Raw genomic sequence first — 13,052 nt, 5'->3', positions numbered from 1 at the left:
ACGGTGTCGCAAGGCGACGGGGCGGGGCACCAGAGGCTAGCACGGCGCGTGCCATTCCCCGGGCGGCTGGGACAGGCGACCGTCCGCCAGGTGCAGGCGGCGGGTCGCCACGTCCATGATGCGGTCGTCATGGGTCGTCATCAGCACGCCGCAGCCCATGGTCTGGGTCAGCAGGCGGATCTGGTCGACGACGATGCGGGCGGCCTCGCGGTCGAGGGCCGCGGTCGGCTCGTCGACGATCAGCAGTTCGGGCAGCGCCACCAGGGCCCGGGCGACCGCGACCCGCTGCTGCTGGCCGCCGGAGAGCTGGTGGGGATAGGCGCCGACCTTGTCGGCCAGGCCGACATTCTCCAGCATCCGGCGGGCGCGGATGTCGTCGAAGCGGCGGTTCGTCTCCGGCAGCGCCACCAGGCTGGCGATCACGTTCTCCAGCACCGTCAGGCCGGCGACGAGATAGCTCTTCTGGAAGACGAAGCGCATGCGGCCGCGCAGGGCGCCCAGCGCGGCCTCCCCCGCCGTGCCGACATCGACGCCGAAGAGATGCACCGTGCCGGGCGGCGGTCGGCGCAGCAGGCCCGCCAGCGACAGCAGCGTCGACTTGCCCGAGCCGGACGGGCCGGTGACGATGACGATCTCCTCCGGCGCCACGGCGAGGTCGAGGCCGTGCAGCACCGACACCTCGCCCTGCGGCCCGCGAAAGCCGTAGGACAGGCCCGAGATGGCCAGCACGTTCATGGCTGCCCCCGTCACAGCAGGGCCGCGGGGTCGGCGCGGCCCAGGCGGCGTACCGCGATCAGCCCCGACAGCATGGCGATCGCCATGCCGAAGCCGGCGACGACCAGGACCCGGCCCACGGTCAGCTCGACCGGCAGTTGGGTCGCCGCCCCGCAGATCCAGTAGACGGCCGACGCCACCACCAGGGCCGGCGGCAGGGACGCCAGCAGGATCATCGCCGCCGTCGCCAGCACCACCACCAGGAAGAAGGCGCGGCCGTGGCCCAGCGTCTTCAGCAGGGCGTACTCGGCGATGCTCTCGTCGATCATCTGGTAGAGCACCTGGTAGACGAAGACCGCGCTGATGATGAAGCCGATCACCGCCCCCATGTCGAAAAGGAAGCCGATCGGCGTCTCCTGGCTCCAGAAGCGCCGCTCCCTTGCGACGAACGAGGCCTTCGTCTCGATGTCGACCTCGGGCGACAGGGCCAGGCGCAGGTCGCGGGCGACGGCCGCCCCATCGGCCCCGGGTGCCAGGCGCAGGATGCCGATGTTCACCCGCTCGCGGCTTTGGCCGATGGCGTCCAGCAGGGTGTCGATGCCGGCCAGCATGCCGCCCGGGAAGACGATGGTCGCCCCCAGGCGATAGAGGCCGGTGACGACGAAGGCACGCTGGCGGGCACGCTGCGGGCTGGCGGTGACCAGTTCCACCTCGCCGTCGCGGGCGAGGCGCTCGACCACCGGCCCGTACATCGGCTGCGAGGCGGCATCGAACAACACCCGCCCGGGCAGCCGCAGGTCGGCCGCCTGCGGTCCGAAGCGGTCCAGCGCGACCGCCGGCGCGTCGACGTCGATGCCGAGCGCCAGGATGATGACGAAGCGGTCGTTCTCGACGTTGCGGACCATCAACTGCGTCATCACCAGCGGGCGCACCGACTGCACCTGCGGGTGCCCGGCCGCCCGTTCCAGGGTCGCGCGGTCGATCCAGGTCAGGCCCTGCAACGCCTGGAACTCCGGCGCGACGATGACGAGGTCGCCGTCCAGCACCTGGTGCAGGCGCACCGCGCTATCGTAGAGCGCGCTCTGGAAGCCGAGCTGGACCAGGACCAGGACCAGCCCGCCGGCGATGCCGAGGAAGGCCGCCACGCTGCGCCGGGCGCGGCTGGAGGTCTGGCGAAATGCCAGGCGCAGCGCGAAGGCCAGCCGGTCCCGCGTCTCCGCCCGGAGGGCCATCCTCACGGCTCGAAACGGACGATGACTTCCATCCCGGCCACGGCCGGCAAGGGGGCGGCTGCGCCATCCGGCGCAAGGTCGATCGCCACGAAGCGCGCCTCGATGCCGCTGACCGCGTCGGCCGAGGGCCGGGTCACCAGCTCGACCCGGCTGCCGATGCGCGCGACCGCGGCCGTCCACCGCCCATCGCCCGTGCGCAGGCGGACGGTCGCCTTCTGCCCTGCGCGCAGGCGGGGCACGAACCGCTCGTCGGCCTCGGCCACGATCTTGAGCTGCGAGAGATCTGCCAGGTCGAGGATGGGGCCGCCGCCCGGCCCCTGCCCCAGCGCCTGCCCGGCGCGCGCGTGGATGGCAAGCACGGTGCCGTCGGTCGGTGCAACCACCACCGCCAGCGCCAGCCGGGCTGCTGCCTCGTCGGCGCGTGCCCGGGCTTCGGCCAGCATGGCCTCCTCCAGCGCGATGCGGGTCGCCGGGACCTGCTCGATGGCCGCCAGGTTGGCCTCGGCCTCGCGCAGCCGGGCACGCGCGGTGCGCACCTCGGTCGCACGCACGTCCTGGTCGACCAGCGAGGTCACGCCGCGGGCCTGCAGCGTGTCGCTGCGCCGCTGCTGGCGGTCGGCCAGCTCGTACTCTGCCGCCCGCGCCCGCACCGCCGCGCGCGAGACCTCCAGGTCGGCGTCTTTCCAGGGGCGGCGCACATTCTCCAGCCGGCGCTCGGCCACCGCGACGGCAGCCACCGCGCTGGCGTGCGCCGCCCGGGCGGCCGGCTCGCTCGACAGGCGGGCCAGCACCTGGCCCAGGCGGACCCGGTCGCCCTCGGCCACCGCCAGCACCGCCAGGGTCTCGGTCGGCGCGGCGCCGTGCGCGCCCACCTGATGAATGCCGCCCACGGGCTCGATCCGGCCGCGGAACAGCAATGGCAGGGGCGCCGCAGGCGGCGACGCAGCCTGCGGCCGATCGCGCTGGTAGAGCGCGGCAGCACCGGCCCCGACCGTCGCCAGGATCAGCAGGAACAGGACGACCCAGCGTCGGCGGGCGGAAGTCGAGGGCAACCGGCGTCCTTGTCGTTGGGATCCCCGTTGCCCGCGTTGGTACGACGCCGCCTGAAAGCGCGCAAGCCGCGCAGATGGGCCTGTCCGATGCTGGCCCGCTTCTTGCTGCACCGCACCCAAGTCCCCCGACCGAACAAGCGGACGATCGACGGCCCCGTTTCCCATTCACGCGATGGAGGGTGTCACGGCGACGACGTCAGCGAGCGATGCCGGGTCCGCGGCGCGGATCGAGGTGCAGGGCCTGGCCGTGCATTTCCCGGTCATGCGGGGCCAGATCTTCCGGCGCGAGGTGGCCCGCGTGCGCGCGGTCGACGGGGTCTCCTTCTCGATCCGCCGCGGCGAGACCTTCGGGCTAGTCGGCGAGTCCGGCTGCGGCAAGACCACCATCGCCCGCACGCTGTTGAAGCTGCTGGAGCCCACGGGCGGCACCATCCATTTCGACGGCGAGGACGTGACCCGACTGGGCGGCAGCCGGCTGAAGAACTTCCGCCGGCGGGTCCAGGCGATCTTCCAGGACCCCTACTCCTCGCTCAACCCGCGCATGACGGTGGGCGACATCCTGGCCGAGCCCTTCATCGTCCATGGCATGGGGCTGGATCGCGCGGCGCGCGACCGCGAGATCCACCACCTGCTCGACATCTGCGGCCTGCCGCGGCGGATCGGCCAGCGCTACCCGCACGAGATGTCGGGCGGCCAGCGCCAGCGCGTCGGCATCGCCCGGGCGCTGGCCTTGAAGCCCGACCTCATCGTCTGCGACGAGGCGGTGTCGGCGCTCGACGTCTCGGTCCAGGCGCAGATCGTGAACCTGCTGGAGGAACTGCAGCAGGCATTCGGCCTGACCTACCTCTTCATCGCCCACGACCTGGGCGTGGTGCGCCATCTCTGCCGGCGGGTCGGCGTCATGTATCTGGGCCGCCTGGTCGAGCAGGGCGACGCCGATGCGCTGTTCGACCGCCCGGCCCATCCCTACACCCGCGCGCTGCTGTCGGCGGTGCCGGTGCCGGACCCCGCGATCGAGGCCCTGCGCCAGCCCGAGCCCCTGCCGGGCGAGGTGCCGAGCCCCGTCAACCCGCCATCGGGCTGCGTCTTCCATCCGCGCTGCCCGGTCGCCATCCCGGCCTGCGCGGCAGCGGCCCCGCCGCCGCGCGCCATGGGCCCCGATCATTTCGCCGCCTGCATCCGGGCCGGCGCCCCCGTCCCACCAGCCCCCGCCTGCGAAGGAGTAGCGCCATGACGGATCACCACGACCGTTCCGCACCCCCCACGGCCGCCGCGATGCGGGCCGCCTGGGACGATGCCCATGATTTCGACCCGCGCGACCCGCTGGTCGGCCTGTCGCGCGCCGACATGGCTGGGCCACAGATCGGCCGGCGCGCCGTGCTGCGCCTGATGGCGGCGGCGGGCACGCTGACGGTCGCCCACCTGCTGCCGCGTGGCCCGGCGATGGCCCAGGGCAAGGCCGGCGGCACGCTGAAATGCGGCTGGGCCGGGGTCGGCCAGATCACCACGCTGGACCCGGCCAAGATGAACCAGGTCCTGCAATTCCAGATCACGTCGAACGTCCTGTCCGGCCTGACCCACATCAATGCCGAGCTGATCGCCGAGGCAGACCTCGCCCGCGACTGGGAACTGTCGGCCGACGGCACCGAATACACCTTCAACCTGCGCGAGGGCGTGACCTTCCACAACGGCGAGCCCTTCACCGCCGACGACGTCATCTTCACCTACGAGCGGTCCAAGAACCCGGCCGTTTCCATCCATTCCCGGGCGCTGGGCAACGTCCGGGGGGTGGAGAAGCTGGGCTCCCACAAGGTGCGCTTCAAGCTTGTGGGCCCGCAGGCATCCTTCCTGGTCAAGACCACCGAGCGCTCGAGCGGCCGGGTGCTGACCATCCTCAACAAGACGGCCATCGAGAAGATGGGCGAATCCGCCCACGGCCTCATGCCCGTCGGCACCGGTCCGTTCCGCATCACCCAGCACGTGCTCGCCCAGAACCTGACGCTGGAGAAGTTCGATAAATATTACGACCCGGAGCGCCCGAAGCTCGACCGCGTCATCATCCAGCCGATCCTCGACGCCGAACCACTGGCGGCCGCGATCGAGGCGGGCGACATCCAGCTCATCGGCGGCGGCCAGATCGCGCCCGAGCTGATCGACCGGCTGGTCGCCAACAAGGACCTGGTCGTCAACATCCAGCCCTCGCCCGGCTTCGAATCCATCTGGCTCAACCCGCACCGCGAGCCCTTCAAGGTCTCCAGCTTCGACAAGCCGATGGCCGAGCTGATGAAGGAGAAGGGCTTCATGGTCCGCCTGGCCATCGCCAAGGCGATCGACCGCGAGCTTTTCATCAAACAGGCGGAGTTCGGCCGCGGCACGCCCGCGCACGGCTCCGTCAACCCGGCCATGGCCTTCTACTTCGACAAGGAGTTGGGCAAGGCCAGCCTGCAGCGCTTCGACCTGGCCGAGGCCAAGCGCCTGATGGCGGCGGCCGGCTATCCGGACGGCAAGGGCTTCCCGCGCCTGAAGGTGCTGCTGACGCCGCCGATGCGCCGCCAGGTGGAGGTGATCCGCGCCATCCTGAAGCGCAACATCGGCATCGAGCTGGAGCCGGTGGTGAAGGACATCCCGGTGGCGCTCGACGAGTTCTCGACCATGGAATGGGACATGGTCCGCATCGGCAGCGGCGGCGACTACGACCCCGACGACGCCATCGTCGACTGGATGCAGACCTCCTCGCTCTTCAACGGCCAGAAGCGCGACAAGGCCAAGTATCCGTTCGGCTATTTCTCCGACAAGGAGGCCGATGCCCTGATCGAGGAGCAGCGGGTGGAAGGCAACCTGGAGAAGCGCCGCGCCCTGGTGCAGAAGGCCGACCGTATCACGTCCGACAAGGTGGCCTCGGCCTTCCTCTACCACCCGGCGACGATCCTCATCCACCGCAAGCAGGTGAACTTCCCCGACGCCAGCAAGATCCCGGCGCTGGTCGACCTCGACCGCACGACGCTCTCCTGACAACCAGGCGCGGCCGGGGGCGGGCGTCCCCGGCCGCGCAGACGAGCGGGGAGAGATCGCGATGGCGGGCTACCTGACCCGGCGGATATTAGGGGCGCTGCTCGTGATGTGGGCGGTCGCCACCCTCGTCTTCTTCATGATGCGGGCCGTGCCCGGCGACCCGCTGGCGGCGATGATGTTCGATTCCGGCGACCCGGCCGCGGCCGAGGACCTGCGCCGGGCCCTGGGCATGGACGTGCCGCTGGTCGACCAGTACGCGCGCTGGCTGTGGCAACTGCTGCACGGCAATTTCGGCAGCTCGATCTATGGCAGCCAGGTGCCGGTGCGCCAGCTCCTGGCCGAGGCGCTGCCGCGAACGCTGTCGATTGCCGGCCTGTCCTTCGTGGTCGCCTGCGTCATCGCCGTGCCGGCCGGCATCATCGCCGCCATGCGCAAGAACAGCCCGGCCGACAACGCGCTGACGCTGGTCGCCTTCCTCGGCCTGTCGATGCCCGACTTCTGGTTCGCGATCCTCCTGATCATCCTCTTCGCGGCCAACCTGCAATGGCTGCCGGCGATCGGCTATTCGCCGATGTCGGAGGGGTTCTGGCCCTGGCTGTCGCACCTCATCATGCCCGCGATCGCGGCCGGCACCACCTTCTCGGCCATCATCGCCCGCATGATCCGCTCGTCGATGATCGAGGTGCTGAAGACCGACTTCCTGCGCACCGCGCGCTCCAAGGGCCTGCTGACCTGGCGCATCCTGCTGGTCCACGCCCTGCCCAACGCGCTCATCCCCGTCGTCACGGTGATGGGCATAGCGCTCGCACTGATGCTGGCCGGCACGGTGGTGGTGGAGAACGTCTTCGCCATCAAGGGCCTGGGGCGGACGCTGATCGAGGGCATCCTCAACCGCGACTATCCCGTGGTGCAGGGGGCGATCCTGGCCGTCTCGGCCATCTTCATCGGGGCCAACCTGGTGGTGGACGTCCTCTACACGATCATCGACCCGCGCATCCGGTATTCATGATGGACCAGAGCCTGCTCCTCGACCCGCCGGCCCCGGCCGCCCATCCGGCGGACGACCTGCCGCCGCCCGCCCGGCGGCGCTGGCTGCGGCCGTTCCGCACCGACCGCAAGGCGCAGTTCGGCCTGGTGATGTTGGCGCTATTGCTGTTCTGCGCGCTGTTCGGGCCGATGCTGTCGCCCTACGACCCGACCGAGACCTCGTTCGACCTGACCCTGTCGCCGCCCAGCCTGTCCAACCCGCTGGGCGTCGACGACCTCGGCCGCGACGTGCTCTCGCGCCTCATCGCCGGCGCCCGCGTGTCGATCGTGGTCGGGCTCAGCACGGTCGCCATCTCGCTGGTGATCGGGGTGACGCTGGGCTTGCTGGCCGGCTATTTCGGCGGCTGGATCGACTTCGTGGTGATGCGCTACATTGACCTGCAATGGGCATTCCCGAACTTCATCATCGCCGTCTACATGGTGGCGGTGTTCGGGACCGGCCTTTGGAACGTCATCATCGCCGTCAGCCTCGCCTATCTCGACGACTTCGCGCGCATCGCCCGCGGCATGGTGCTGACGATCAAGCAGGAACAGTACATCGACGCCGCCCGCACGGTCGGCTGCTCGCACTGGCGCATCCTGCTGCGGCACGTCCTGCCCAATGCCGGCGCGCCGCTCATCGTGCAGGCGACCGTCAGCGTCTCCTACGCCATCCTGGCCGAGGCCGGCCTCAGTTTCCTGGGGCTCGGCGTCGACGCCGACACGCCCACCTGGGGCCTGATCCTGGCCGAAGGCCGCACCTTCATCTCCCGCGCCTGGTGGCTGGGCGTCTTTCCCGGCCTCTTCATCATGCTGACGGTGCTCAGCATCAACTTCGTCGGCGACGCGCTGCGCGACGCGCTGGACGTGAAGGAGACGGGGTAGCCGGGCTGTAGCGCGGCTAGGACGCCGCCCGCATGCAGTCGTCGATTTCAGCGGCGGTCACCCGCTCCAAGGCAAGATGGACCAGGATGCTTGCCACCTGGGCCGGCGACGGCTTGTGGCGGCCCACCTCGATATGATCGGCGATGGCGACGATCTTCTGCCAATCGACCGCCGACACCTGCACCCGTTGGGGGGAAGCGTCCCCGGACAGGCCGGGGCGCCCGCCGGTCGAACGCAGCCGCCGCATCAATTCATCGCGCACGGCCAGCAGCATGCCGGGATCTTCGACATTGCCGAAGACCGGCCCCAGCCGCTGACCGCCGAACGCCTCGACCACATCATCGACGGCGATCGGCCCTGGCATCGCCGACACATTCTTCAGCCGCCCGCGCGCAGTCCGAGCCGTAAGCTTCATTGCGCCTGGCACCTTGTCGGTCGGTTGCACCATCTGGCCCGGCCTCCTTGCCCTTGCCTCGGGGCCGACGCGCGCCGGCTCCCAAACAATGATCAGTCCGAGAACTCTTCGACCGTGAAGAAGTCTCCGTCGAATTCCAGGGCTATCGCCCCCTGGTTGGTCTCTCGTCCCATCCTCCGGACGAATGCCGCCAGTTCCGGGAGGCTCTCGACGAACAGCGCCGGTTTGACATACGCGTAGACCACGACCGGCTCTTCAATGATGAGAATGCCGGTCTCGGGGTTGCGCCAGGCCCCGGTCACCGGCGGCATGGCCGTTGCCCCGCCGCCCACCGCGCTCAGCAACTGCAACGCCTCGTTGAGCCATTTCGACTGCGCTACCGGCAAGCCATCGCGATCCTTGTTCGGGACATAGATGGCAAATCGTTGTCCATAGTCGGCCCTGCCGCCAAAAGCGGCCACGACATCCACTTCGACTGGATCGTCATCCATCGACGAAAGATATGGACTTTCCGGGCAGAAAGTCCAGCACTCACGCGGCGGCCGGCATCTTCCCCGGGTGGAAGCAGGCCGCCGCGTGGGCGGCGCCTGCGGGCTCCAGCGCGGGCCGCGAGCGGGCGCAGGCTTCCGTGACGAAGCCGCAGCGCGGGCGGTAGCTGCAACCGCCGTCCAGCCGCGACAGATCCGGCGGCTGGCCGTCGATCGGCACCAGGCGCTCGGTCCGCGGGCGGTCGAGGCGCGGGACCGACGCAAGCAGGCCCCGGGTGTAGGGGTGCCGCGGGTCGGCGAAGATGTCGGCTGCCCGCCCATGCTCGACGATGCGGCCGGCATACATGACGTTGACGCGGTCGGCGTAGCGCGCGACCAGCCCCAGATTGTGGGTGATGATGACCAGCGCCACGCCCATCTCGCGCGTCAGCTCCTTCATCAGCTTCAGGATCTGCGCCTGGATGGTGACGTCGAGCGCCGTCGTCGGCTCGTCGGCGATGATGAGCCGCGGGCGACAGGCGAGCGCGATCGCGATCATCACGCGCTGGCGCATGCCGCCGCTGAAATGGTGCGGGTACTGGTCGAGGCGCGCGGCCGGCTCGCCGATGCCGACCAGTCCCAGCAGCTCGACGGCGCGGTCGCGCGCGGCCCGCCGCGACAGGCCCAGATGGGTGCGCATATGCTCGGTCAGTTGCCGGCCGACCGTCATCAGCGGATTGAGCGAGGTCATCGGCTCCTGGAAGACCATGCCGATGCCAGGCCCGCGGATGCGCCGCAGCTCCGATTCCTCCAGGGTCGCGAGGTCGCGGCCGGCGAAGCGCACCGCGCCGCCGATGATGGCGGGCGGGCGCGGCACCAGCCCCGTCATCGCCAGGGCGTGGACGGACTTGCCGCAGCCGCTTTCGCCGACCACCGCCACCGTCTCGCCCTCGTCGACGGAGTAGGAGACGCCGTCGACCGCCTGCACCACGGCCCCGCCGGCCGGGAAGCGAACAGACAGGTTCTCGATCTCCAGAAGGCTCGCCATGCGCTGTCTCCCCCAGGATAGGGGGGACTACGCAAACATCCTGCCAAGCCTTCGGCGCCGGGTCAGAGCATGTGCTCGTACTGGCAGTTGACGAGGAGTTCGGCGACCGAGCCCGTGTTCGACAGGCCGACCACGGCCGCGATCAGCCCGGCCAGCTCGTCTGGATCGGTCATCTGGTCGCGCGGTGGCGCGGTCGGGCCGCCCGCCATGTCGGTGCGCACATAGCCCGGGCACACGGCGACGGCGCGCACGCCGCTGTCCCAGCCGATGCGGCGCACGGCGTGGGCCAGCGTCACCATCGCGGCCTTGCTCATCTGGTAGCCGACGGCCAGGTTGCGCACCCGCTTGCCGGACATCGAGGAAATGTTCACCACCCGCCCGCTGCCCGACGCCTTCAGGTGCGGCAGGGCGGCGCGGATCATGCGGAACGGCGCCTTGACGTTGATGTCGAGCAGCTCGTCCAGCTCGGCATCCGTGCCGCTCTCCAGCGTTACGTTGCGATGGATGCCGGCATTGTTGACCAGCACGTCGATCCGCCCGAAGCGGGCCATCGTCTGCTCGACCCAGCGCGGCGCGTGTGCTGCCTCGGCCGCCTCGTAGGCGAAGAGTTCGACGTCCGCCCCGCCTTCCAGCCCGGCGCGATCGGTGAAGGCCGACGGCCGTCGCACGCCGAGGCTGAGGCGATAGCCTTCGGCATGGAGCCGCCGCGCCACCGCATTGCCGATGCCGCGATTGGCCCCCGATATCATCGCCACGCGCCCCTGCTCGCCGTCCGCCATGTCCTGATCCCTTCCCGTGGCAACCCTGGCCGCACCCGCGAGGTTTCCCGAGGTGGTGCCGCCGTGCAAGACTTGTCCCCATACTGGCGGATTCGCCAGCACATGTGCGCCAGAACGGATGGACGGCGATGAAGCGGACAGCCTGTTTGGTCGGCGCGGCATGTATCGGCCTGGCCCTGCTGCCGGTCGCGCCGCCGGCCGCGGCCCAGGGCAGCGCCAAGGCCGGCGCTGCCTTGGCCCAGAAGCACTGCGCGTCCTGCCATTCCATCGCCGGCACGGGCCCCAGCCCCAACCCCAGCGCCAGGCCGTTTCGCGGCATCACCAAGGACTGGCCAGCCGACGCGATCGCCGAGGCCCTGGCCGAGGGCATCCGCATCGGCCACGGCGCCAAGCCGATGGTCGACGTGGACTTCACCATCGAGGAGATCGCCGACCTCGTCGCCTATCTGGCTTCGGTGCAGCGCTAGCAGACAAGCGGAACGGACATGGCCCTATTCGTCACCAATGTTCCCGCCGACATGGCGGCCAACGAAGGGTTGCGGTCGCTGACCGGAACCCATGTCTCCACCCGCTCGGGCGGGCTGATCCAGCTGGTCGACAAGGCCGGCAACCAGCAGTTCATCACCGGCACCTTCACCTATGCCGCCGACGGCAAGCTGACCGGCGGCAGCATCGATGCGATCGACGCGAGCCAGGCCTTTTCCATCACCGGCCTGGACGTTTCGGTGGCCGAGTACGAGGCCGCCCTGGCCACCAGCGGCGGCTTCGGCCTGCGCATTGCGCTGTTCGCCGGCGACGACACGCTGCTGGGCAGCACGTCCGGCGACCGGCTGCTCGGCTTCGACGGCGACGACTTCGTCGAGGGCGGCTTCGGGCCGGACGACCTGAACGGCAACCGCGGCCGCGACACGGTCGATGGCGGCTATGGCGACGACACCATCCATGGCGGGCGCGACGACGACCGGGTCGATGGCGGCGCCGGCAACGACGTGGCGACCGGCAGCCTGGGCCGCGACCTCGTCCTGGGCGGGGACGGCCATGACTTCGTCTATGGCGGCCAGGGCGACGACATGGTGCGCGGCGGCGATGGCGACGATTTCGTGTCGGGCGACATCGGCACCGACGGGCTCTATGGCGACCTGGGTGCAGATACCTTCTTCTTCGCCTCGGGCTCGGGCGGGGATTCGATCGAGGACTTCAACCCGGCCGAGGGCGATCGCATCGCCATCGCCCGCTTCGTCAATGGCACCGCCATCGACGAGGCGGCCGACCTGCTGGTCCGCACCCGCCTGCATCCAGACGGGCAGGTGGTCGACCTCGGCCAGGGCAACTCCATCCTCATCCGCAATCTGCCGGGCGGCGAGGTGTCGGCCGATCTGTTCCTGATCGTGTAGCCGGCCGCCCGCATCGCGGGCAATTGACCAAAGCCCCGCCCGCGCTCGATCATCTGCGCGCGGGCCGCCGTCGCGTGGCCCCGACCAAGGGGGGATCCATGGGAACGCTCGTCGTCAACGGCTCGATCGACATGACGGTCAATGCCGGCTTCTACCCGCTGACACCGCCCTATGTGTTCACCGCCTCGGCGGTCTCGGTCCAGTTGCAGACACCGCTCGGCACGATCCAGACCTTTACCGGCGCCTTCACCAGCCAGAACCAGGTGGTGACCTCGGGCTTCATCGGCTCGATGAAGGAGACGATCGGCAACTCCGCCGACCTGAACTACGAAGGAGTCGGCTTCAACATCGACCTCGGCCTCTATATCGACCGGGTGGCCGCGCTCGACAGCTTTGGCCTGCGCCAGGCGATCTTCTCGGGCAACGACACCATTGCGGGCGGTGCGGGCGACGACAAGCTGCTGGGCTTCGACGGCAACGACCTGCTGACCGGCAGCCATGGCGACGACCAGATCAACGGCAACCAGGGCGAGGACCAGGTCTTCGGCGGCAACGGCAACGACAGCCTGCATGGGGGCCAGGGCAACGACGCCGTGTCCGGCGACAAGGCCGACGACTTCCTGACCGGCAGCCTCGGCAACGACGACGTGCGGGGCGGCGACGGCAACGACTATGCCTATGGCGGCAAGGGCGACGATTTCGTCCATGGCGGTGCGGGCAACGACTACATCCGCGGCGACATCGGCGACGACGTCCTGGTGGGCGGCGACGGCCGCGACCTCTTCGCCTTCGGCGACGGCAGCGGCCGCGACGCGATCGAGGACTTCTTCAAGAGCGAAGGCGACCAGATCGGCATCCAGATCAACATCAACGGGACCGGCATCGCCAGCTTCGCCGACCTGCAGGGGCGGCTGATCCCGCAGGCGGACGGGACCGGCATCGACTTCGGCGGCGGCAACTCCGTGCTGATCAAGAGCCTGACCACCAGCCAGATTTCGGCCGGGGACTTCTTCTTCTACTGAAGCGGC

Annotated in this window: 14 protein-coding genes; 7 read left to right on the top strand and 7 right to left on the bottom strand. The window is 69.9% G+C overall.

Annotation, left to right across the window (positions count from 1 at the left end; genetic code table 11):
• Positions 1-36: 36 nt before the first annotated feature.
• From STVA_RS06815 to STVA_RS06805, 3 genes are read right to left on the bottom strand one after another with little or no spacing between them, the layout of a single operon-like run.
• Positions 37-735, bottom strand: a complete 699-nt coding sequence (locus STVA_RS06815) for an ABC transporter ATP-binding protein (RefSeq protein ID WP_123689352.1) — start codon at positions 733-735, stop codon at positions 37-39.
• An 11-nt stretch (positions 736-746) separates the two neighbouring features.
• Positions 747-1,946, bottom strand: coding sequence for an FtsX-like permease family protein (locus tag STVA_RS06810; RefSeq protein WP_123689353.1), 1,200 nt, complete (start codon positions 1,944-1,946; stop codon positions 747-749).
• Positions 1,947-1,948: 2 nt separating this feature from the next.
• On the bottom strand, positions 1,949-2,998 hold the full coding sequence (locus tag STVA_RS06805; RefSeq protein WP_170216420.1) for an HlyD family secretion protein: 1,050 nt from the start codon (positions 2,996-2,998) through the stop codon (positions 1,949-1,951).
• A gap of 172 nt (positions 2,999-3,170) precedes the next feature.
• Here STVA_RS06805 and STVA_RS06800 point away from each other — a divergent pair, with 172 nt between their 5' ends.
• From STVA_RS06800 to STVA_RS06785, 4 genes are all read left to right on the top strand, one after another.
• Positions 3,171-4,232, top strand: coding sequence for an ABC transporter ATP-binding protein (locus STVA_RS06800; protein WP_123689355.1), 1,062 nt, complete (start codon positions 3,171-3,173; stop codon positions 4,230-4,232).
• Positions 4,229-6,010: an ABC transporter substrate-binding protein gene (locus STVA_RS06795; protein ID WP_123689356.1), complete on the top strand. Its 1,782-nt coding sequence runs from the start codon at positions 4,229-4,231 to the stop codon at positions 6,008-6,010. The genes STVA_RS06800 and STVA_RS06795 overlap by 4 nt, the downstream gene beginning before the upstream one ends.
• A gap of 61 nt (positions 6,011-6,071) precedes the next feature.
• Entirely contained in the window at positions 6,072-7,019 is a 948-nt protein-coding gene (locus STVA_RS06790) for an ABC transporter permease (RefSeq protein ID WP_123689357.1), read from the top strand.
• Complete coding sequence (locus STVA_RS06785; protein WP_197735808.1) at positions 7,016-7,921, top strand: ABC transporter permease; 906 nt, start codon at positions 7,016-7,018, stop codon at positions 7,919-7,921. The genes STVA_RS06790 and STVA_RS06785 overlap by 4 nt, the downstream gene beginning before the upstream one ends.
• A 16-nt stretch (positions 7,922-7,937) precedes the next feature.
• Here STVA_RS06785 and STVA_RS06780 read toward each other — a convergent pair whose 3' ends face one another.
• The 4 genes from STVA_RS06780 to STVA_RS06765 all read right to left on the bottom strand — a co-directional run bounded on the left by STVA_RS06780 (position 7,938) and on the right by STVA_RS06765 (position 10,630).
• On the bottom strand, positions 7,938-8,369 hold the full coding sequence (locus tag STVA_RS06780) for a hypothetical protein (RefSeq protein WP_142235689.1): 432 nt from the start codon (positions 8,367-8,369) through the stop codon (positions 7,938-7,940).
• Between the two features lie 59 nt (positions 8,370-8,428).
• Positions 8,429-8,827 carry a hypothetical protein gene (locus STVA_RS06775; protein WP_123689360.1) on the bottom strand — a complete coding sequence of 133 codons (399 nt, stop codon included), beginning with the start codon at positions 8,825-8,827 and terminating at the stop codon, positions 8,429-8,431.
• Between the two features lie 40 nt (positions 8,828-8,867).
• Positions 8,868-9,851, bottom strand: a complete 984-nt coding sequence (locus STVA_RS06770; RefSeq protein WP_123689361.1) for an ABC transporter ATP-binding protein — start codon at positions 9,849-9,851, stop codon at positions 8,868-8,870.
• Between the two features lie 62 nt (positions 9,852-9,913).
• Positions 9,914-10,630 carry an SDR family NAD(P)-dependent oxidoreductase gene (locus STVA_RS06765; RefSeq protein WP_197735807.1) on the bottom strand — a complete coding sequence of 239 codons (717 nt, stop codon included), beginning with the start codon at positions 10,628-10,630 and terminating at the stop codon, positions 9,914-9,916.
• Between the two features lie 128 nt (positions 10,631-10,758).
• On the opposite strand from STVA_RS06765, the gene STVA_RS06760 reads away from it, so the two are divergent.
• The 3 genes from STVA_RS06760 to STVA_RS06750 all read left to right on the top strand — a co-directional run bounded on the left by STVA_RS06760 (position 10,759) and on the right by STVA_RS06750 (position 13,046).
• On the top strand, positions 10,759-11,097 hold the full coding sequence (locus STVA_RS06760; protein WP_123689362.1) for a c-type cytochrome: 339 nt from the start codon (positions 10,759-10,761) through the stop codon (positions 11,095-11,097).
• A gap of 18 nt (positions 11,098-11,115) precedes the next feature.
• A complete protein-coding gene (locus STVA_RS06755) occupies positions 11,116-12,024 on the top strand; it encodes a calcium-binding protein (protein ID WP_123689363.1) in 909 nt (302 codons plus the stop codon).
• A gap of 98 nt (positions 12,025-12,122) precedes the next feature.
• Positions 12,123-13,046 carry a calcium-binding protein gene (locus tag STVA_RS06750; protein WP_142235688.1) on the top strand — a complete coding sequence of 308 codons (924 nt, stop codon included), beginning with the start codon at positions 12,123-12,125 and terminating at the stop codon, positions 13,044-13,046.
• The last annotated feature ends 6 nt before the right edge of the window (positions 13,047-13,052 follow it).

The organism is Stella humosa (assembly GCF_006738645.1).
Lineage (GTDB): Bacteria > Pseudomonadota > Alphaproteobacteria > ATCC43930 > Allostellaceae > Allostella > Allostella humosa.
Note: the sequence above shows the minus strand (reverse complement) of the source record. Positions and strands in the feature narration are given on the sequence as shown.